This window comes from Parablastomonas sp. CN1-191 (genome assembly GCF_049354825.1).
GTDB lineage: Bacteria > Pseudomonadota > Alphaproteobacteria > Sphingomonadales > Sphingomonadaceae > Novosphingobium.
Genome location: NZ_CP186480.1, coordinates 606,681 through 623,908 on the forward strand (window position 1 = coordinate 606,681; position 17,228 = coordinate 623,908).

25 protein-coding genes are annotated in these 17,228 nt (G+C 67.1%); 7 read left to right on the top strand and 18 right to left on the bottom strand.

The genetic code is table 11. The features are described 5' to 3' along the window. Positions 1-7 precede the first annotated feature (7 nt). The 8 genes from ACOYW6_RS03020 to ACOYW6_RS03055 form a co-directional block, all read right to left on the bottom strand. On the bottom strand, positions 8-487 hold the full coding sequence (locus ACOYW6_RS03020) for a cytochrome c (protein WP_423142343.1): 480 nt from the start codon (positions 485-487) through the stop codon (positions 8-10). Next, positions 484-1,491 (bottom strand): NADPH:quinone oxidoreductase family protein, encoded by a 1,008-nt coding sequence (locus ACOYW6_RS03025; RefSeq protein ID WP_423142344.1) that lies wholly within the window; start codon positions 1,489-1,491, stop codon positions 484-486. The genes ACOYW6_RS03020 and ACOYW6_RS03025 overlap by 4 nt, the downstream gene beginning before the upstream one ends. After that, positions 1,488-2,084 carry a 3-isopropylmalate dehydratase small subunit gene (leuD, locus tag ACOYW6_RS03030; protein ID WP_423142345.1) on the bottom strand — a complete coding sequence of 199 codons (597 nt, stop codon included), beginning with the start codon at positions 2,082-2,084 and terminating at the stop codon, positions 1,488-1,490. The genes ACOYW6_RS03025 and leuD overlap by 4 nt, the downstream gene beginning before the upstream one ends. Next, positions 2,084-2,245, bottom strand: coding sequence for a hypothetical protein (locus tag ACOYW6_RS03035; RefSeq protein ID WP_423142346.1), 162 nt, complete (start codon positions 2,243-2,245; stop codon positions 2,084-2,086). Before ACOYW6_RS03035 ends, leuD begins: the two co-directional genes overlap by 1 nt. An 8-nt stretch (positions 2,246-2,253) precedes the next feature. Continuing rightward, positions 2,254-2,715, bottom strand: coding sequence for a DNA-deoxyinosine glycosylase (locus ACOYW6_RS03040; RefSeq protein ID WP_423142347.1), 462 nt, complete (start codon positions 2,713-2,715; stop codon positions 2,254-2,256). Between the two features lie 62 nt (positions 2,716-2,777). Beyond that, positions 2,778-3,179, bottom strand: a complete 402-nt coding sequence (locus ACOYW6_RS03045) for a GFA family protein (protein ID WP_423142348.1) — start codon at positions 3,177-3,179, stop codon at positions 2,778-2,780. Next, positions 3,176-4,603, bottom strand: coding sequence for a 3-isopropylmalate dehydratase large subunit (gene leuC, locus ACOYW6_RS03050; RefSeq protein WP_423142349.1), 1,428 nt, complete (start codon positions 4,601-4,603; stop codon positions 3,176-3,178). Before leuC ends, ACOYW6_RS03045 begins: the two co-directional genes overlap by 4 nt. Before the next feature lie 92 nt (positions 4,604-4,695). After that, on the bottom strand, positions 4,696-5,034 hold the full coding sequence (locus ACOYW6_RS03055) for a hypothetical protein (RefSeq protein ID WP_423142350.1): 339 nt from the start codon (positions 5,032-5,034) through the stop codon (positions 4,696-4,698). Positions 5,035-5,173: 139 nt separating this feature from the next. On the opposite strand from ACOYW6_RS03055, the gene ACOYW6_RS03060 reads away from it, so the two are divergent. After that, positions 5,174-5,686 carry a sterol desaturase family protein gene (locus ACOYW6_RS03060; RefSeq protein ID WP_423142351.1) on the top strand — a complete coding sequence of 171 codons (513 nt, stop codon included), beginning with the start codon at positions 5,174-5,176 and terminating at the stop codon, positions 5,684-5,686. Here ACOYW6_RS03060 and ACOYW6_RS03065 read toward each other — a convergent pair. Continuing rightward, positions 5,683-6,090 carry a SufE family protein gene (locus ACOYW6_RS03065; RefSeq protein ID WP_423142352.1) on the bottom strand — a complete coding sequence of 136 codons (408 nt, stop codon included), beginning with the start codon at positions 6,088-6,090 and terminating at the stop codon, positions 5,683-5,685. The genes ACOYW6_RS03060 and ACOYW6_RS03065 overlap by 4 nt on opposite strands. Positions 6,091-6,270: 180 nt before the next feature. On the opposite strand from ACOYW6_RS03065, the gene ACOYW6_RS03070 reads away from it, so the two are divergent. After that, complete coding sequence (locus tag ACOYW6_RS03070; RefSeq protein WP_423142353.1) at positions 6,271-7,236, top strand: cation diffusion facilitator family transporter; 966 nt, start codon at positions 6,271-6,273, stop codon at positions 7,234-7,236. On the opposite strand, the gene ACOYW6_RS03075 is transcribed toward ACOYW6_RS03070, so the two are convergent. From ACOYW6_RS03075 to ACOYW6_RS03115, 9 genes are all read right to left on the bottom strand, one after another. Beyond that, positions 7,233-7,406, bottom strand: a complete 174-nt coding sequence (locus tag ACOYW6_RS03075) for a hypothetical protein (protein WP_423142354.1) — start codon at positions 7,404-7,406, stop codon at positions 7,233-7,235. The genes ACOYW6_RS03070 and ACOYW6_RS03075 overlap by 4 nt on opposite strands. Beyond that, complete coding sequence (locus tag ACOYW6_RS03080) at positions 7,403-7,633, bottom strand: hypothetical protein (protein ID WP_423142355.1); 231 nt, start codon at positions 7,631-7,633, stop codon at positions 7,403-7,405. The genes ACOYW6_RS03075 and ACOYW6_RS03080 overlap by 4 nt, the downstream gene beginning before the upstream one ends. A gap of 24 nt (positions 7,634-7,657) precedes the next feature. Beyond that, a complete protein-coding gene (locus tag ACOYW6_RS03085) occupies positions 7,658-7,969 on the bottom strand; it encodes a hypothetical protein (protein ID WP_423142356.1) in 312 nt (103 codons plus the stop codon). A 26-nt stretch (positions 7,970-7,995) separates the two neighbouring features. Next, entirely contained in the window at positions 7,996-8,277 is a 282-nt protein-coding gene (locus ACOYW6_RS03090) for a hypothetical protein (protein ID WP_423142357.1), read from the bottom strand. Next, complete coding sequence (locus ACOYW6_RS03095; RefSeq protein WP_423142358.1) at positions 8,277-8,558, bottom strand: hypothetical protein; 282 nt, start codon at positions 8,556-8,558, stop codon at positions 8,277-8,279. Before ACOYW6_RS03095 ends, ACOYW6_RS03090 begins: the two co-directional genes overlap by 1 nt. A 25-nt stretch (positions 8,559-8,583) precedes the next feature. After that, positions 8,584-8,961, bottom strand: coding sequence for an envelope stress response membrane protein PspC (pspC, locus tag ACOYW6_RS03100; RefSeq protein ID WP_423142359.1), 378 nt, complete (start codon positions 8,959-8,961; stop codon positions 8,584-8,586). Next, positions 8,958-9,257, bottom strand: coding sequence for an envelope stress response membrane protein PspB (gene pspB / locus ACOYW6_RS03105; RefSeq protein ID WP_423142360.1), 300 nt, complete (start codon positions 9,255-9,257; stop codon positions 8,958-8,960). Before pspB ends, pspC begins: the two co-directional genes overlap by 4 nt. Positions 9,258-9,260: 3 nt before the next feature. Further along, positions 9,261-9,998, bottom strand: coding sequence for a phage shock protein PspA (gene pspA, locus ACOYW6_RS03110; RefSeq protein WP_423143050.1), 738 nt, complete (start codon positions 9,996-9,998; stop codon positions 9,261-9,263). A gap of 149 nt (positions 9,999-10,147) precedes the next feature. Further along, on the bottom strand, positions 10,148-10,306 hold the full coding sequence (locus ACOYW6_RS03115; protein ID WP_423142361.1) for a hypothetical protein: 159 nt from the start codon (positions 10,304-10,306) through the stop codon (positions 10,148-10,150). 163 nt (positions 10,307-10,469) lie between these two features. Here ACOYW6_RS03115 and pspF point away from each other — a divergent pair, with 163 nt between their 5' ends. The 5 genes from pspF to infB all read left to right on the top strand — a co-directional run bounded on the left by pspF (position 10,470) and on the right by infB (position 17,227). Continuing rightward, positions 10,470-11,513 (top strand): phage shock protein operon transcriptional activator, encoded by a 1,044-nt coding sequence (gene pspF / locus ACOYW6_RS03120; protein ID WP_423142362.1) that lies wholly within the window; start codon positions 10,470-10,472, stop codon positions 11,511-11,513. 219 nt (positions 11,514-11,732) lie between these two features. After that, on the top strand, positions 11,733-12,302 hold the full coding sequence (locus ACOYW6_RS03125; protein ID WP_423142363.1) for a ribosome maturation factor: 570 nt from the start codon (positions 11,733-11,735) through the stop codon (positions 12,300-12,302). Between the two features lie 2 nt (positions 12,303-12,304). Then, positions 12,305-13,969, top strand: coding sequence for a transcription termination factor NusA (gene nusA, locus ACOYW6_RS03130; RefSeq protein WP_423142364.1), 1,665 nt, complete (start codon positions 12,305-12,307; stop codon positions 13,967-13,969). Continuing rightward, positions 13,950-14,669 (top strand): DUF448 domain-containing protein, encoded by a 720-nt coding sequence (locus ACOYW6_RS03135; protein ID WP_423142365.1) that lies wholly within the window; start codon positions 13,950-13,952, stop codon positions 14,667-14,669. The genes nusA and ACOYW6_RS03135 overlap by 20 nt, the downstream gene beginning before the upstream one ends. Before the next feature lie 17 nt (positions 14,670-14,686). After that, positions 14,687-17,227 carry a translation initiation factor IF-2 gene (gene infB, locus ACOYW6_RS03140; protein WP_423142366.1) on the top strand — a complete coding sequence of 847 codons (2,541 nt, stop codon included), beginning with the start codon at positions 14,687-14,689 and terminating at the stop codon, positions 17,225-17,227. Position 17,228 lies beyond the last annotated feature (1 nt).

Sequence of the window (17,228 nt, forward strand, 5' to 3'; positions counted from 1 at the left end):
TCCTCGTTCAGGTGGCGGGCCGCGGGGGCGGCGGCGCTTGGTAGGTATCGTGGCACGCCTTGCAGGCACCACCGATTTCGGCGGCAGCGGCAGTGGCAGCGGCCTTGTCATCGGCCTGGGCGGCGGCGGCGAGCTTGTCGGCAGCGGTGGCCAGCGCAGCCGCCTTGGCTTCGAAATCGTCGCGCGCGGACCAGATGTCTGGCTTGGCACGGCTGCCGATGAAGCCCTTGGTCGAAGCCGGGAACAGGCCCGGGATGGCGCGGCCCCACGCCGCAAGACCGCGGGCGGCGAAGGCGGCGCCCTTTACGCTGTCGCCGGACAGCGTGGCACGAAGGCCGCCGGCGGAAGCGGCCGCCAGCATCATCCCGGCCTTGCGCGCGGCAACGATGTCGGCGGGTGTCGATCCCGCGGCGGAAAGGTGCGGTGCAGGCGCCGCAAACGCGGCACCCGCCAGCGTGAGTGCGGACAAGGCAAGCAGCATTTTCATGACTGGTCTCCCATCGTGACGACGACTTTGCCAACCGCCTCGCGGTCCTGCAGGACGCGGATTGCCTCAGCGCCTTGCTCAAGCGGGTATCGCGCCGAGATGCGCGGGTTGATCTTTCCATCCTTCAGGAGCGCGAACAGCTCTTTGATATGCGCCGCATTTCGCGCCGGCTCGCGCGCCGCGAAGGCGCCCCAGAAGACGCCGCAGACATCGCACGACTTGAGCAGCGTAAGGTTGAGCGGCAGCCGTGCGATTCCGGCCGGAAAGCCGACCACCAGGAAACGGCCTTCCCACGCGATCGATCGCAGCGCCGGTTCGGAATAGTCGCCGCCGACGATGTCGAAGATCACGTTGGCGCCGCCAGGCCCGCACGCGGCCTTGAAGGCTTCGGCCAGCGCCTTCGACTGTTCCTTGTCGAAGGGCGGGCGGCCATAGATGACGGTTTCGTCCGCACCGCACTGGCGTGCGAACGCCGCCTTTTGTTCGCTCGATACCGCGGCGACGACGCGCGCGCCGTTCGCCTTGCCAAGCTCGATCGCGGAAATGCCGACGCCGCCGGCAGCGCCAAGAACAAGCAAGGTGTCGCCGGCCTTGAGGTGACCGCGATCCTTGAGCCCGTGGATCGTCGTCCCGTACGTCAGGAACAACGATGCGCCCGTTTCGAAGCTTGCGCCCGCGGGCATCGCAAACAGCTGCCGCGTATCGACAACGACCTTTTCGGCCAGCCCGCCGAACCCGGTGGAGGCGATGACCCGGTCACCCACGTGCCAATCTGTGACGCCGTCGCCGACGGCCTCGATCACGCCGGCCAGCTCGCCGCCGGGCGCGAAGGGGCGCGGCGGCTTCATCTGGTACATGTCGCGGATGATGATGGTGTCGGGAAAATTGATAGCGCAGGCGCGCACCGCGACACGGACCTGGCCGGGGCCCGGTTCGGGCACGGCAACCTCGTCCAGCGTCAGCGTTTCCGGGCCGCCCACAGCATGGCTGCGCAGGGTCTTCACGCCGCCATCCCGCGCGCCAGCCAAGGCTGGGTCCCCGCAATCTTGCGTTCGTATTCGGCAATCGCGTCAATACGCTTCATCGTCATCCCCACTTCGTCGAGCCCGCCAAGGAGGCAGGCCTTGCGAAACGTGTCGATCGCGAAGCTGAAGCGATCCTGGAACGGGGTCGTTACCGTTTGGCTTTCGAGGTCGATCGCGATGGGATCTGTCTCTGCCACCGTCAGCAGGCGGTCGACCGCATCCTGCGGCAGCACCACCGTCAGCAGCCCGTTCTTGAAAGCGTTGCCGGAGAAGATGTCTGAAAAACTCGGCGCGATCACGGCCCGGATTCCCAGGTCCGCCATGGCCCATGCGGCGTGTTCGCGGCTGGAACCGCAGCCGAAGTTGTCACCTGCGATCAGGATCGGCGCACCGGCGAAACGGGAATCGTCGAAGAGGTTGCCCGGCTCGGTCCGCAAGGTCTCGAACGCACCTTTGCCAAGCCCTTCTCGCGAGATTGTCTTGAGCCAGTGTGCGGGAATGATCACGTCGGTGTCGACGTTCTTGCGGCCCAGCGGGATGGCCCGGCCCTCGACCTCGCGCAGCGGCTCCATCAATCGGTCTCGGGCGCGTCGGCAGGACGACGCGGGCGGTGGCGTTCGGCTGCGGTCTTGCGCTTGCCGGCATAGAGCAGCGCGGCGGCAAGGGCGGCCGACCCGATCGCCGCCCCGGCGATGGCCTTGCCGGCCCAGTTCTTGTCGGACTTGTCGCTCATGGGGAATTCTATGTCGGCGCCGCGCGGGAAGGGCAAGGGCGCGGGCGGAGAAATTCGCGCAAGGCCAGCCAGGCCTCGCGCTTGCCCTCGAACGACAGCGCGGCATGGGCCGGGCTGCTCGACGGCAGCGTGATCAGCGCAAGGTTCGACCCCGCCAAGAGGGGCCTGCCGGTCGCCGCGCTCTTGGCGCCATTGAAGGCGACGGCGCGCAGCAGTGGGAGGCGCGCAACCAGTCCCGCCAGATCGGCAGCGGCGGCATCCCGGATCGCGCTGTCGAGGCTGCCCTGGCGCCGGGCCGAAGCGACCGTGTCCCATAGCGCGATCCCCTGATCCTGCACCGCTGCCAAGCGCAATTCGTACGCCATCGCGGCAAGATCGGGCACGCCGATAACCGCGCCGACCAGCCTCCAGAAAGCGTTGCGGGGGTGGGCGTAATACTGCGCCGCGTTCAGCGATGCGTCGCCTGGCAAGCTGCCCAGGATCAGGACGCTGGCATCGGGCGCAGCAACCGGCGCAAAGGCGGACTTGCGATTCAGAACACCATACCTTCGCCATAGGGCAGCGGAGCATGGCGCTGGCACGGCCGCTCGCCCGCCCAGGCGATGCCATCGGGAAAGCGCGTTTCGATCCCCTTCAGGTCCGCGGGGTCGAACAGCTTCATGTTGACGCCGACGCGGCGACTTTCGTAGCTGCCCGCGGCAATCCAGCGCACGGCCGAACCGCAACCGGGGCAAAACTGCGTTTCCAGGCAAACCTCGTCGATGTCGGGGCGCTTGAAACCCTTGAGCGCGCCGTCGACGGTGACATCGTCGCGGTCGAAATAGCCCCAGCCGCCGCCCGTCTTGCGGCACAGGCCGCAGTTGCAGAAGTTGATGTATTCGGGCGCGCGGGCCACCGTGATGGTAACCGTGCGGCAGGCGCAGGTGCCCCTCACGCCAGCTCGCGCACGTCGGTGAGGCGGCCCGTGACAGCCGCCGCCGCGGCCATCGCCGGCGAGAGCAGGTGCGTGCGTGCGCCCGGGCCCTGCCGCCCGACGAAGTTGCGATTGCTGGTCGAGGCGCAACGCTCCCCCGCGGGAACCTTGTCCGGGTTCATCGCCAGGCAGGCAGAACAGCCGGGTTCGCGCCATTCGAGGCCGGCTTCGATGAAAACGCGGTCGAGTCCCTCGGCCTCGGCCTGGCGCTTGACCAGGCCCGAACCCGGAACGACGATCGCCCAGCGCACGCCCTGGGCCTTGTGGCGGCCCTTCACGATGGCGGCGGCAGCGCGGAGGTCCTCGATCCGGCTGTTCGTGCAACTGCCGATGAAGACGTTCTGGACCGTGACCTCGGACAGTTTCTGGCCCGGATGCAAGCCCATGTAGGCCAGCGATGCGCGCGCCGCGTCCTGCTTCGACGGATCCGGAAAGGATTCCGGAGCGGGCACGACGCCGGTGATCGGCAGCACGTCCTCGGGACTGGTGCCCCACGTAACCGATGGAGCAATGGCGGCCGCGTCGATCACCACTACCTTGTCATACGTCGCCCCCGGATCGGTGGCGAGTTCGCGCCAGGCGGTCACGGCCCGGTCCCAGTCGGCGCCCCGCGGCGCCATCGGACGGCCTGCGACGTAAGCGAAGGTCACATCGTCGGGCGCGACAAGCCCGGCGCGTGCGCCATGTTCGATCGCCATGTTCGCCACGGTCAACCGTCCCTCGACGGAAAGGGCGCGGATGGCCGAGCCGGTATATTCGATGACGTGGCCGGTACCGCCCGCCGCACCGAGCACGCCGGTGATGTGAAGCACCACGTCCTTGGCGCTGACGCCCGGGCCAAGCTCCCCCTCGACGCGGACTTCCATCGTCTTCGAACGCGTCAGCAACAGGGTCTGGGTCGCCAGCACATGCTCGACCTCGCTGGTGCCGATACCGAACGCGAGCGCGCCGAGCCCGCCGTGGCAGGCCGTATGACTGTCGCCGCACACGATCGTCGCGCCTGGCAGAGAAAACCCCTGCTCAGGGCCGACGACGTGGACAATACCCTGCTCAGGGTCGGCATCACCGATCAGGCGAATACCGAATTCAGGGGCATTGCGGCCCAGTGCGGCAAGCTGGTTGGCGCTTTCGGCATCGGCGATCGGGATCGGCAGACCGGCGGCATCGCGCCGTGCGGTTGTCGGCAGGTTGTGATCGGGTACCGCCAGCGTCAGGTCGGGCCGGCGCACGGTGCGGCCATTGGCCCGCAGCGCCTCGAAGGCCTGCGGGCTGGTCACTTCATGCACCAGGTGGCGATCGATGTAGAGAAGGGCGGTACCATCGTCGCGGGTTTCCACGACGTGAGCGTCCCAGATCTTCTCATAAAGGGTGCGAGGGCAAGTCATGGCGCTGCTGCGCCTAGGTTGCCTGTCGTCGGACTTCAAGCAACAAAACGGGCGCCAATCGCGTGATCGGCGCCCGATTGTTTCACCGGCGGTCAGCGGCGCCAGCGGTTGTCGTCGCGGCGTTCGGCGCCGAGGCGAGCACGAATGGCCTGAATCTGGCTTTCCAGCGTGCGCATCTCGCTGTTGGACAAGCCATTGCGGTTGTAGCTGTAGAACCGCGACTGAAGCTTGCGAACGTCGCGCTGCAGGTCATACGCCTCGCGCTGCGAAACGCGGCCGCGGCCGTCATTGCGGCTCACTTGCGCTTCAAGTTGCGAGATCTGGGCGCGAATGGCGTTGGCGCGCGCAGGGGTGGCGGCCTGTGCCGGTACTGAAAGGCCGAGCGCGGCGGCAATGGCGACAGGGGCGATGAGACGGAAAAGCCTGGGCATGGAAATCGGTCCTTCTTCTGCGGTGTTTGCGCACCTGCAAACTCCGCCTCTGAAACTGAACGGCAGGCAAACCGGTGCCGTCGCAAAGTGTAAGATTGTGTCGCTTCGCGGCGCCGCCCGTTCTAGAGTGGCCCACGCCATGTCGCCGCCGTCTGCCGCCGCCGTCACGTTCGCCGCGCTTTGCGCGATGGAGGGGGTCGCCTGGGCCAGCCACAAGTACGTCATGCACGGCTTCGGCTGGGGTTGGCACCGCGATCATCACGAGGCGCACGACGGCTTCGTCGAAAAGAACGACCTATACGCGCTGGTAGGCGCAGCGCTGAGCATCGGGATGTTTGCGCTCGGCAGCCCGTTGGTGATGGGGCGCGCGGCGTGGCAGCCGGGCACCTGGATCGGGCTGGGAGTGCTGCTTTACGGCGTGATCTACACGCTGATCCATGACGGGCTGGTTCACCAGCGGTGGTTCCGCTGGGTGCCGCGGCGGGGCTATGCCAAGCGGCTGGTCCAGGCGCACAAGCTGCACCATGCCACGATCGGCAAGGAGGGCGGCGTTAGCTTCGGCTTCGTCATCGCGCGCGAACCGGCCAGGCTTGCTGCCGAGCTGGCCCGCCAGCGCCAGGCGGGGACAGCGCGCCTGCGCGACAGCGCCTAGCCGGCGATGCGGCGCGCGTGGTCCTGGACCAGCGCGATCATGTTGGGCACGCCCTGGGTGCGATTGGACGACAGCTGGTTCGCAAGGTCGAACGGGGCAAGCGCGGCTGCGACGTCCATCGCCGCCACGTCGCCGGCCGTCCGGTCCTCGACTGCGGCGAGCACCAGCGCGACGATCCCCTTGGTGATCGCGGCATTGCTGTCGGCCAGGAAATGCAGCCGGCCGTCGTCACGCGCCACCGGATAGACCCACACGCTGGCCGAGCAACCACGCACGAGGGTGGCGTCGGTCTTGAGCGCGGCGGGCATCGGTTCGAGCGCGCGGCCAAGTTCGATCAGCAGCCGGTACCGATCGTCTGCCTCGAGGAACTCGTACTCTTCGCGAATGTCGTCGAGGCTGCGCATGCCCGTGCCCTAGAAAACTTGCGACGCCGCCGGAAGCCCTCTTCGACCCGGATCAGGCTCGAAATCGCACACGGCGGCGGAACCATGACGTCAAGCGCGCCTTAGTGCTGCAGCCGCGACCTGGCGCGCGCGGCATTTGCCGCACCGGTCCCCTCGCGCAGCGCAACACCCGGGAAGTCGATGTCAGCAGCCGCGTATATCCGCTCCAACCTCGTGCTGTTCGGCGCGCTGTCGGCCAACCTGGGCATCGCGGTCGCAAAGTTCGTCGCGGCGGCGCTGACCGGTTCGTCATCGATGCTGTCGGAGGGCATTCACTCGGTCGTCGACAGCACCAACCAGGTCCTGCTGCTTTACGGAGAGAAAAGGGCGGATAACCCGCCCGACGAACGGCATCCGTTCGGCTATGGGCGCGAGCTGTATTTCTGGTCCTTCGTGGTTGCGATCCTGATCTTCGCGGTCGGCGCCGGCGTCTCCTTCTACGAAGGCTATATCCACTACAGCGAGCCGACCGAGCTGACCGACCCGACGATCAACTACGTTGTGCTCGGCGTTGCCTTCGTTCTCGAAGGCACCTCATGGACTATCGCCATGCGCGAGTTCGCGTCGGTCCGGGGCGACAACAGCTGGTGGACCGCTGTCCGCAAATCCAAGGACCCTTCGGTTTTCATCGTCATGTTCGAGGATTCGGCCGCGCTGATTGGTCTGGTGGTCGCGGCCATTGGCGTCTGGGCCAGCCACCAGTTCGATGCGCCGCGGCTCGATGGCATCGCGTCGATGGTGATCGGCCTGGTCCTGGCGATGGTTGCCGTGTTGCTGGCGCGCGAAACCAAAGGGCTGCTGATCGGAGAGCCGGCTCGGACCGGGATCGTCGATCGGGTGGCCGAAATCGTCCTGGCCAAGGAATGGATCACCGGCGTCAACCACGTTCGCACGATCCACAGCTCGCCCAAGCAGGTCTTCGTGGCGATCAGCGCCGATTTTCGCGACGACCTGACGATGGGCGAGGCCGAGGGCCTGATCGAAGGGCTGGAAGACGAATTGACCGCCGCTATTCCCGAACTCCGGTCGATCTACATCCGGCCGGAAAAAGCGTCCTGCGCGGTCGACTTCCTGGCTGGACCTTCCGCGGCGCGGACCAAGCCCTAGCCTGACAGTCCGCCAGGTCGCGTCAGGGCATAATAAAGCACGTAGAACCAGCCGAAAAAGCCCTGGACAACTGCCCACAGGATCGACTTGTTGACGCTCCAGCTGATGGCGACGGCCAGCGCGCTGCCCAGACCGATCCCGGCCTTGGCGCCTTCGCGGGCGGCGCTCACAAGTCCACCCCGGCGGCGATGGCTTCCAGTTTGCGAATGCGTTCCTTGAGGTCGGCGATCTCGATGCGCGCCATGCCGGTGCCGACCCCGCCTTCGATTTCCGCGGGAAAGCGGTCTAGCTCGCGGGTCTTGAGCGTCAGCCAGCCTTGCCACCCGCGCAGGCTGGCGAACGTGACGATGCCGGTTACCCCAAGGGCGGCGAGGGCGAAGGCGAGAGGATCACTCATGACGTGGTCTCCTTTCGGACGGCTCTAGATGCGCTGTTCGCGAAGTTTCTCGATCTCGGCGGCAAGGTCCTGGTTGCGACGCCCGTCGGTGGCGATGCGTTCGAGGACGTGGACCCGCTCACGCAGGGCCTCGACCTCGTCCTCGAGTTCGCGCTGGCGCGACAGGGCCTTGCGGTCGTCGGTGATGTCGGCCGGTGCCATCGTCCTGCCGTCCCGGCGCGCGAAGGGCGCATCGCGAAAGGCGCGGCGCCAGCCGTGCTGCTTGATCATCGGGCCGCGAAAGTGGGCGACGGCGCCGACGAGGGCGATCACGACAAGGGCATCAGGCAAGTGCATGGCAGCGGGTTCCTTGATTGCAGGCGTCAGGCGCGTTCGCGCAGGGCTTCGATATCGTGGGCAAGTGCGGCATTCTTGTCGGTGGCAATGCGTTCGAGCACGCGGACGCGGTGTTCCAGGCGTTCGACGTAGCCGGCCTCGGTGCTGCGCGCGGTCGCGATGCGAACCTCCGCGTCAAGCTCCATCTGGCGCTGGCGGAACGCCAGGCGACGGCCGTGCATCTTCTGCACCATCATGGTCAGCGCGATCACGATCGAACCGCCCCCCATCATCAGCGCGAAGAAGGCGAAGGATTCGTCCGGTCCCATCAGACCACGTCCTTCTTCGGCGCGTCGAGCATGGCATCGATCTTGCGCGTGTCGCGCAGCGCCTCGATCTGGGCGGCGACGTCGTAGCCCCTGTCGGTGACGATGCGTTCGAGGACGCGGACGCGGTCTTCCAGCTCGGTGTTGGAGGCGGCGTACTGCGCGGCCGTTTCGGCCGTGTGCCGCACCTGCATTTCGGCGATCTTCTGCTGGTGCTTGGTCCAGATCGCGAAACCGGCGATCAGGAACGGTGCCAGCGAGATCAGCAGCGCGAGTTCACCCATTTCGAATTCCCCTCAGTTCTTCGGTTCAGCGCAGCCGCTCGATTTCGGCGGAAAGGCGCGGGTTGTTGCTGACGTAGTAAGTCTCGATGTCGGCCAGGCGGCGGTCGATGTCGCGGAACTGTGCCTTGACCTGCCGCGCGGTGCGCGCCGGCGATTGGCGCACGCCCTGCCAGAACTTGGTTTCCTGGCTGTCGACATAAAGGTTGCCGGGCTTTGCCGGGACGATGAAGCCCGCCAGCAGGTAAGCCGGGATCAGGATCCCCGCGCCGGCCAAGGTCAGGCCGATAGCCGCCAGGCGGATCCACATCACGTGAACCCCAGTGTAGTCGGCGATGCCCGCGCAGATGCCGAAGACCTTGCCGTGGACCTTGTCGCGATAGAAGCGGGTGCGCAGGCTGTTCACTTGGCTTTCCTTTCGGTCTTGGCGAGCAGGCGGTCGAGTTCGCTAAGCGGCTGGTTGTCCGCAGCGCGATCGGGCAGCAGGCGGGCGGGAGTGAAGTCGGGGTTGTCAGCGGCGACCAGGCGTTCGACCGTGTCCATCCGCTCGTCGAGGCGGCGGGCGAGCGTGTAGAGCTCTTCCAGCAGCGTCTCGTCGTCGTTGGTCAGCGTCGCGGCGGTCTTCCACTTGGTGATGTAGTGAAAGATGATCCACGGCAGGCCGAGCACGACCATCGGGACGATAATGATTTCCTCACCCATGGCTCAGGCCTCCTTGTTGTCGGTTGTTTTCAGCGCGGCCTTCATGGCCTCGAGTTCCTCATCGATCTTGTCCTGACCGGCGAGCGCCGCGATTTCATCGGCGAGCGACGGCTTGGCGGTGCCATCGGCCAGGCTGAGCGCGTCGGCGCGGCCCTCGGCGTAGTCGACCCGGCGTTCCAGCTGGTCGAAGCGGGCCATCGCCTCGTCCACCCGCTCGCTGGCCAGCAGTGTGCGCAGCTTGACCCGGTTCTCGGCGCTCTCGAGCCGGGCGGCGATGGCGCCCTGGCGGCTGCGCGCTTCGCGCAGGCGGTTCTGCAGCTTGTCGATGTCGAGCTCGTAAGCGCGCAGCGCGTCGTCAAGCACGGCGATCTCGGCCTTGAGCTGGTTGGCCATGTCGCTGGCCTTCTTCTTTTCGACCAGCGCGGCGCGGGCCAGGTCCTCGCGGTCCTTGCTGAGCGCCAGCGCCGCCTTTTCGCCCCAGTCGGCCTGGAGATGGTCGAGCCGAACCGTATGGCGGTGCATTTCCTTCTGGTCGGCGATGGTGCGCGCCGCGCTGGCGCGCACCTCGACCAGGGTTTCCTCCATCTCGAGGATGATCATACGGATCATCTTCGAAGGATCGTCCGCCTTGTCGAGCAGCTCGTTGAAATTGGCGGCGAAGATATCGCGCGCGCGGTTGAAAATGCCCATCAATGGTACTCCGGAAAGCGAGGCGGCGGCGGGGGTGGGGGACCGGCGCAAGCGCTCGACTTCAGCGTCGAGGCGCGAGCGCGCGGTCTGGACCGAGGCGGCGAAAGCCGATTTCGGCGACGGGTTGGGGGACTGGGAATCGCCAGCTCCCGCACGCTGCGGTCCAAGCGGGTTGAGGTCGAAGGGATCGCCCACGCCGGTCAGGCCTGCGCCGCGACGGTGGGCGCGGCCGCGAATGCCGGCACCGCCTGGACCTGCTGGGCAAGCACCAGGATGTTGAAGCCGAGCATGGCCGCAACACTGGCGACGATGGCCCGGTCGAGAGCGCTCTTGCCGAACTGGCGGGGGCGGGTGGTCATCTTCGTATCCTCGTTCGGACCGGGATTGGTCCGTTGTCCGATATTCAGCAAGCAGCGTGCCAATTACGCAAAGTGGCGGATTCTCGGTCGGTTTTGCAACCGGCGTTCCTGTCGCAATTGGTAATTCTTGCGAGGTGTTGGGAATTTGCGCTATCCCTTGGGCATGGAGCGCGAGGGCATCCAATTCATCGGACAATCGGGGGCTTTCCTCGACGCGGTCGAGCGCGCCAGCCGCGCCGCGCCGATGCGCCGCCCGGTCCTCGTCATCGGTGAGCGCGGCACCGGCAAGGAATTGGTCGCCGAGCGGCTGCACCGCCTGTCCGAACGCTGGGGTGAACCACTGGTCGTGCTCAACTGCGCGGCGCTGCCCGAGACCCTTATCGAGGCCGAGCTGTTCGGGCACGAGGCGGGTGCCTTTACCGGCGCTACCCGCGCCCGCGCCGGCCGTTTCGAAGAAGCCGACAAGGGGACGCTGTTCCTCGACGAACTGGCGACGCTTAGCATGGGCGCGCAGGAGCGTCTGTTGCGCGCGGTCGAATATGGCGAGGTCACGCGTATCGGATCGTCGCGCCCGTTGCGCGTCGACGTGCGCATCGTCGCCGCCACCAACGAGGACTTGCCGCGCTTGGCCGAGACCGGCCGGTTCCGAGCAGATCTGCTCGACCGGCTGAGCTTCGAAGTCATAACCCTGCCGCCGCTGCGCGTGCGCGAGGGCGACGTCGCAGTCCTTGCCGATCACTACGGCCGCCGCATGGCGACCGAACTGGGCTGGGATTCGTGGCCGGGCTATGCCCCCGGCGCGATGGCGGCGCTGGAACAGCACGACTGGCCCGGCAACGTGCGCGAATTGCGCAACGTTATCGAGCGCGCGGTCTATCGCTGGGGAACCTGGGACCAGCCGATCGCTCACATCGTCTTCGATCCCTTCGACAGCCCGTGGAAGCCGGCCTCCGTCGCGCCGGCCCAGCCGTCCGCCGCGGCGCCCGCGCCGGCGGCTCCATCGCCGCCAGCGCACTTCGATTCGATCGATGACTTGCGCGGCGCGGTCGAGGCGCACGAGCGCGCGATTGTCGAGCATCACCTGGCGCGCAATCGGTTCAACCAGCGCCAGACCGCCAAGGCGCTCGGCCTCAGTTACGACCAGCTGCGTCACTGCCTGAAGAAGCACGGGCTGATGGAACGCGGCGATGGTGAACGCGCCGCCTGATTGCCGCGTCGCCGTGTCGGGCCATCTTCCAAGCCCTGCGCGGCGATTGCTGTCCAGGGGCAGTGGCGGACTGCGACACGGAGCATTGCAGGCTTGCAAAATTCCGCGCCCGCCCCTAACTGGCGATCAATCCCGACATTGTGAGAACAACGTCCGGGCTGGCGCCGCAAGGGGCCGGCCGCTTCGCCGTTGGTTTTACGCGGGACCCAAGGAGATCACGTGGCCGATATCGCGCGCATCGTCGAAGTCATCCAGCCGGAGGCACAGGCCCTCGGGCTCGACCTCGTGCGCGTGCGGATGATGCAGTCCGAGGCTGGCGACGGCGGCGAGGCTTTGCAGGTCATGGCCGAGGATCCGGCCACCGGCCAGCTTGTGATCGACCAGTGCGCCGCGCTGTCGCGCCGCATTTCCGACCGGATGGATGCGCTGGAAGAGGCGGGCGAGGTGCTGCTGCCGTTCGCTTATCACCTCGAGGTTTCGAGCCCGGGGATCGACCGTCCGCTGACGCGCGACAAGGATTTCACGGCCTGGGCGGGTCACGAGGTTCGGATCGTGATGGACAAGACCTACGAAGGTCAACGCGTGCTCAAGGGCGACCTTGCCGGCATGGCGGATGGCCAGGTCACCATCGAGGATCGCAAGGCGGGCACGGTCACCGTCCCGCGCGATGCTATTCACAGCGCGCAACTGGTCTTGACCGACGCGCTGATCGCCGCCACCCGCCCGCTCGACGTCAGCGGCGCGGACGAAGAACAACTTGAAGCCCTTTCAGACGAACAGGAAGACTGACAATGGCCAGTGCGATTTCCGCCAACCGCGCCGAACTGCTCGCGATCGCAACCTCCGTCGCCAACGAGAAGCTGATCGACAAGTCGATCGTGATCGAGGCGATGGAAGAAGCCATCCAGAAGTCGGCGCGCAACCGCTATGGCGCCGAGAATGACATTCGCGCCAAGCTCGATCCGCGCACCGGCGACTTGCGCCTGTGGCGCGTCGTCGAAGTGGTCGAGGAGGTCGAGGACTACTTCAAGCAGATCGATCTCAAGGCGGCGCAGAAGCTCCAGGCCGATGCCAAGCCGGGCGACTTCATCGTCGATCCGCTGCCGCCGGTGGACCTGGGCCGCATCGACGCCCAGTCGGCCAAGCAGGTGATCTTCCAGAAGGTCCGCGATGCCGAGCGTGAGCGCCAGTTCGAGGAATTCAAGGACCGTGCCGGCGAACTGGTGACGGGCGTGATCAAGTCGGTCGAGTTCGGCCACGTGATCGTCAACCTCGGCCGCGCCGAGGGCGTGATCCGCCGCGACCAGCAGATTCCGCGCGAAGTCGCTCGTCCGGGCGAGCGCGTTCGCGCGCTGATTTCAAAGGTCGAGCGCCAGAACCGCGGCCCGCAAATCTTCCTCAGCCGCGCGCATCCCGAATTCATGAAGAAGCTGTTCGCGCAGGAAGTGCCCGAAATCTACGACGGCATCATCGAGATCAAGGCCGCCGCCCGCGATCCCGGATCGCGCGCGAAGATCGGCGTGATCAGCCGCGATTCCAGCATCGACCCGGTCGGCGCCTGCGTCGGCATGAAGGGCAGCCGCGTCCAGGCGGTGGTGCAGGAGCTGCAGGGCGAAAAGATCGACATCATCCCGTGGAGCGAGGACACCGCGACTTTCGTGGTCAACGCGCTCCAGCCGGCGACGGTCAGCCGCGTCGTCATCGACGAGGAAGAGAGCCGGATCGAGGTGGTCGTGCCCGATGACCAGCTTTCGCTCGCGATCGGTCGCCGCGGCCAGAACGTGCGCCTTGCCAGTGCGCTGACGAGCTCGGCCATCGACATCATGACCGAGCAGGAAGCCAGCGAGAAGCGCCAGCGCGAGTTCGCCGAGCGGTCCAAGATGTTCGAGGAAGAGCTCGACGTCGACGAGACGCTGTCGCAGCTGCTGGTCGCGGAAGGCTTCAGCGAGCTGGAAGAAGTCGCCTATATCGACATCTCCGAACTGGCTGCGATCGAGGGCTTCGACGAGGAACTGGGCGAGGAGCTGCAGAGCCGCGCCGCCGAGGCGCTCGAGCGCCGCGAGGAAGCCAACCGCGAAGCCCGCCGTGCGCTGGGCGTCGAGGACGCGCTGGCCGAACTGCCGCACCTCAACGAGGCGATGCTGGTGACGCTCGGCAAGGGCGGGATCAAGACGCTCGATGACCTGGCCGATCTCGCCACCGACGAGTTGATCGCCAAGAAGCGCGTCGAGCAGCGCCGCCGCAATCCCGAGGGCGCGCCGCCGCCGCCGCGCCGCGACGCCCGTCCCGAAGACAAGGGCGGCGTGCTGGGCGATTACGGCCTGACCGAAGAGCAGGGCAACGAGATCATCATGGCCGCCCGCGCGCACTGGTTCGAGGACGAACCGGTCGCCGGAACCGAAAACGGGCCGCAGGCCCAGACACAGGAGGCCGCCGATGCGGACTCCTCGCAATGAGCGCCTGACGTCCGACATCGCCGAGGGTGAAGGCCCGGAAAGGAAATGCATCCTTTCCGGGGCTCACGACGCACGCGACAGCTTGATCCGCCTGGCGATCTCGCCTGACGGGGACGTGCTCCCCGATGCGCTGGCGCGTGCGCCGGGGCGCGGCGCCTGGATCGGGGTCGATCGTCCCGCGCTTGAAACCGCGCTTGCCAAGGGCCATCTCAAGGGTGCGCTGGCGCGCGCCTTCAAGGGGGCGGCGCTGTCCATCCCCGACGACCTGCCCGAGCGGACCGAGCGCGCGCTGACGCGCGCCTTTACCGACCGTCTTGGGCTGGAGCTGAAGTCAGGCAAGCTCCTGATGGGGTCAGACCGGATCGCGGAGAACGCGCGCGCCGGCAAGGTGGCATGGCTGGCCCATGCCGCCGACGCGGGCGACGATGGGTCGAGGAAGCTCGACCAGGCCTGGCGCGTCGGGCGCGAGGAAGAAGGCAGCGGCTTTGGCGGGATGCGCTTGCCACTGGACCGGGCAACGCTGTCTGTGGCATTGGGCCGCGACAATGTCGTCCATCTGGCGCTGACCGATCCGGCGGCGGCCCAACGGGTCGCCCTGCCGTTGCAGCGCCTGCTGCGTTTTCTGGGGCACGATGTGTCCGCACAAGCAGACCACCGGACGGCAAGTGCGCCGGCCGGTGTGACGACGACTGAAGTTTGAAGGACGAAGACAGGCATATGAGCGATACCGACAACAAGCCGACACTGGGACGCAAGCCGTTGGGGCTTAAGCGTTCGGTCGAGGCGGGCGAGGTCAAGCAGACCTTCAGCCACGGCCGCACCAACAAGGTTGTTGTCGAGGTCAAGCGCCGCAAGCTGATCGGCAAGCCCGGCGAAGCGGCCGCCGTTCCCGCGCCCGAGCCGGTTGCCGCGCCTGCACCGCCGCCGCCTCCGCCGCCGCCCCCGCCGGCTGCGCGCCGTCCGTCCGCCCCCGCCGGCGAGACCCCGCAGGAGCGTGTCGCGCGCCTCCAGCGCGAGGCCGAGGAAGACCGGATGCGTACCGCGGAGGAAACCAGCCGCCGCGAAGCCGAGGAACGCGCCCGCGCGATCGAGGAAGAACGCAAGCGCGCCGAGAACAAAGGCAAGGCCGCCGAGCAGCCGGCCCCCGCGCCCGCCACGACGAGCACGCCCGCGCCCGCCGCTACGGCTGAGCCTGTCGCCGCGCCCGAACCCGCGCAGGACGAAGCCGTCCCTGCGGCCACCACCGCTGCACCGTCCGCGCCCGCGCCGCGCCGTTTCACTCCGGTCGCCGCGCCCAAGCGCCCCGAGCCGCCGAAGAAGCCCGCGCACCCGCGTGACAAGAATGCCACCGACAATCGTCGCCAGTCGGGCAAGCTGACGGTCACGCGTGCCCTAAACGAGGACGAGGGTGCCCGCGCCCGCTCGCTCGCCGCGCTCAAGCGCGCGCGCGAGAAGGAGCGCCGCGCGCATTTTGCCGGGCAGAACACCCCGCGCGAGAAGCAGAGCCGCGAGGTTGTCGTTCCCGACGCCATCACGGTGCAGGAACTGGCCAACCGCATGGCCGAAAAGGGCGCCGACCTTGTGAAGGCGCTGTTCAAGCTGGGCATGATGGTCACCGTCAACCAGACGATCGATCAGGACACCGCGGAATTGCTGGTCGAAGAATTCGGCCACACGATCCAGCGCGTTTCGGACAGCGACGTCGACATCGACAGCGCACAGGACGTCGATGCGCCCGAGAGCCTGAAGCCGCGTCCGCCGGTGGTCACCATCATGGGCCACGTCGATCACGGCAAGACCAGCCTGCTCGATGCGCTGCGCGGCACCGACGTGGTGCGCGGCGAAGCCGGCGGCATCACGCAGCACATCGGCGCCTATCAGATCAAGACCAAGGGCGGCGACCTCGTCACCTTCCTCGACACCCCGGGCCACGAAGCCTTTACCGAGATGCGCGCGCGCGGTGCCAACGTGACCGACATCGTCATCCTGGTGGTGGCCGGCGACGACGGGATCATGCCGCAGACGATCGAGGCCATCAACCACACCAAGGCCGCCGGTGTGCCGATGATCGTGGCGATCACCAAGGCCGACCGTCCCGAATACAACGCCAAGCGCATTCGCGAACGCCTGCTCGAGCACGAGATCGTGGTCGAGGCGATGAGCGGCGACGTCCAGGACGTCGAAGTCTCGGCCAAGACCGGTGCCGGCCTCGATCAGCTGATCGAGAAGATCCTGCTCCAGGCCGAGCTGCTTGAACTGACCGCCAATCCCGACCGCGCCGCCGAGGCGACCGTGGTCGAGGCCAAGCTCGACAAGGGCAAGGGTCCGCTGGCGACGGTTCTGATCACCCGCGGCACGCTGAAGACCGGGGACATCCTGGTCGTCGGCACCCATGCCGGGCGCGTGCGCGCCATGCTCGACGACAAGGGACGCCAGATCAAGGAGGCGCCGCCGGCGCTGCCGGTCGAGGTGCTGGGCCTTAGCGGCGTGCCGATGGCCGGCGATACGCTGACCGTGGTCGACAGCGAAGCCCGCGCCCGCGAGGTCGCCGCCTATCGGGCCGAGAAGGCGACCGCCACGCGCACCGCCGCGCCGGCCGCCAGCCTCGAGAACATGTTCTCGGCGCTGAAGGACAAGGAAACGGTCAAGGAATACGCGCTGGTCGTGAAGAGCGACGTCCAGGGCTCGACCGAGGCGATCGTCAACGCGCTGAACCGGCTTTCGAATGACGAGATCAAGGTTCGCGTGCTGCATTCCGGCGTGGGCGCGATCACCGAAAGCGACGTCACGCTGGCGGGTGCCAGCGGCGCGCCGATCGTGGGCTTCAACGTGCGTCCCAACGCCAAGGCGCGCGAGATGATCGACCGCCAGAAGGTGCGGATGATGTATTATGACGTCATCTATCACCTGACCGAGGACGTCTCCAAGGAAATGGCCGGCGTGCTTGGCCCGCTGCGGATCGAGAACGTGCAGGGCCGCGCCGAGGTCAAGCAGGTCTTCCCCGCGGGCAAGAAGGACAAGGCGGCCGGTCTGCTGGTTACCGAAGGGGCGATCCGCAAGGGCCTGTTCGCGCGACTTACCCGCAACGACGTCATCGTCTCGGCGACCACGATCCAGTCGCTGCGCCGCTTCAAAGACGACGTCGACGAAGTCCGCGCCGGGCTGGAATGCGGTGTGGTCCTGGCCGATACCAACGACATCAAGCCGGGCGACATGCTCGAGGTGTTCGAGGTCGAGGAACGCGAGCGCGTCCTCTAGG

What these genes read in the sequence shown, in the direction of transcription:
- ACOYW6_RS03020 (WP_423142343.1), bottom strand. Translation starts at nt 487, where the DNA reads ATGAAAATGCTGCTTGCCTTGTCCGCACTCACGCTGGCGGGTGCCGCG.
- leuD (WP_423142345.1), bottom strand. Translation starts at nt 2,084, where the DNA reads ATGGAGCCGCTGCGCGAGGTCGAGGGCCGGGCCATCCCGCTGGGCCGC.
- ACOYW6_RS03035 (WP_423142346.1), bottom strand. Translation starts at nt 2,245, where the DNA reads ATGAGCGACAAGTCCGACAAGAACTGGGCCGGCAAGGCCATCGCCGGG.
- leuC (WP_423142349.1), bottom strand. Translation starts at nt 4,603, where the DNA reads ATGACTTGCCCTCGCACCCTTTATGAGAAGATCTGGGACGCTCACGTC.
- ACOYW6_RS03055 (WP_423142350.1), bottom strand. Translation starts at nt 5,034, where the DNA reads ATGCCCAGGCTTTTCCGTCTCATCGCCCCTGTCGCCATTGCCGCCGCG.
- ACOYW6_RS03060 (WP_423142351.1), top strand. Translation starts at nt 5,174, where the DNA reads ATGTCGCCGCCGTCTGCCGCCGCCGTCACGTTCGCCGCGCTTTGCGCG.
- ACOYW6_RS03065 (WP_423142352.1), bottom strand. Translation starts at nt 6,090, where the DNA reads ATGCGCAGCCTCGACGACATTCGCGAAGAGTACGAGTTCCTCGAGGCA.
- ACOYW6_RS03070 (WP_423142353.1), top strand. Translation starts at nt 6,271, where the DNA reads ATGTCAGCAGCCGCGTATATCCGCTCCAACCTCGTGCTGTTCGGCGCG.
- ACOYW6_RS03080 (WP_423142355.1), bottom strand. Translation starts at nt 7,633, where the DNA reads ATGAGTGATCCTCTCGCCTTCGCCCTCGCCGCCCTTGGGGTAACCGGC.
- ACOYW6_RS03085 (WP_423142356.1), bottom strand. Translation starts at nt 7,969, where the DNA reads ATGCACTTGCCTGATGCCCTTGTCGTGATCGCCCTCGTCGGCGCCGTC.
- ACOYW6_RS03090 (WP_423142357.1), bottom strand. Translation starts at nt 8,277, where the DNA reads ATGGGACCGGACGAATCCTTCGCCTTCTTCGCGCTGATGATGGGGGGC.
- ACOYW6_RS03095 (WP_423142358.1), bottom strand. Translation starts at nt 8,558, where the DNA reads ATGGGTGAACTCGCGCTGCTGATCTCGCTGGCACCGTTCCTGATCGCC.
- pspB (WP_423142360.1), bottom strand. Translation starts at nt 9,257, where the DNA reads ATGGGTGAGGAAATCATTATCGTCCCGATGGTCGTGCTCGGCCTGCCG.
- ACOYW6_RS03115 (WP_423142361.1), bottom strand. Translation starts at nt 10,306, where the DNA reads ATGACCACCCGCCCCCGCCAGTTCGGCAAGAGCGCTCTCGACCGGGCC.
- pspF (WP_423142362.1), top strand. Translation starts at nt 10,470, where the DNA reads ATGGAGCGCGAGGGCATCCAATTCATCGGACAATCGGGGGCTTTCCTC.
- nusA (WP_423142364.1), top strand. Translation starts at nt 12,305, where the DNA reads ATGGCCAGTGCGATTTCCGCCAACCGCGCCGAACTGCTCGCGATCGCA.
- ACOYW6_RS03135 (WP_423142365.1), top strand. Translation starts at nt 13,950, where the DNA reads ATGCGGACTCCTCGCAATGAGCGCCTGACGTCCGACATCGCCGAGGGT.
- infB (WP_423142366.1), top strand. Translation starts at nt 14,687, where the DNA reads ATGAGCGATACCGACAACAAGCCGACACTGGGACGCAAGCCGTTGGGG.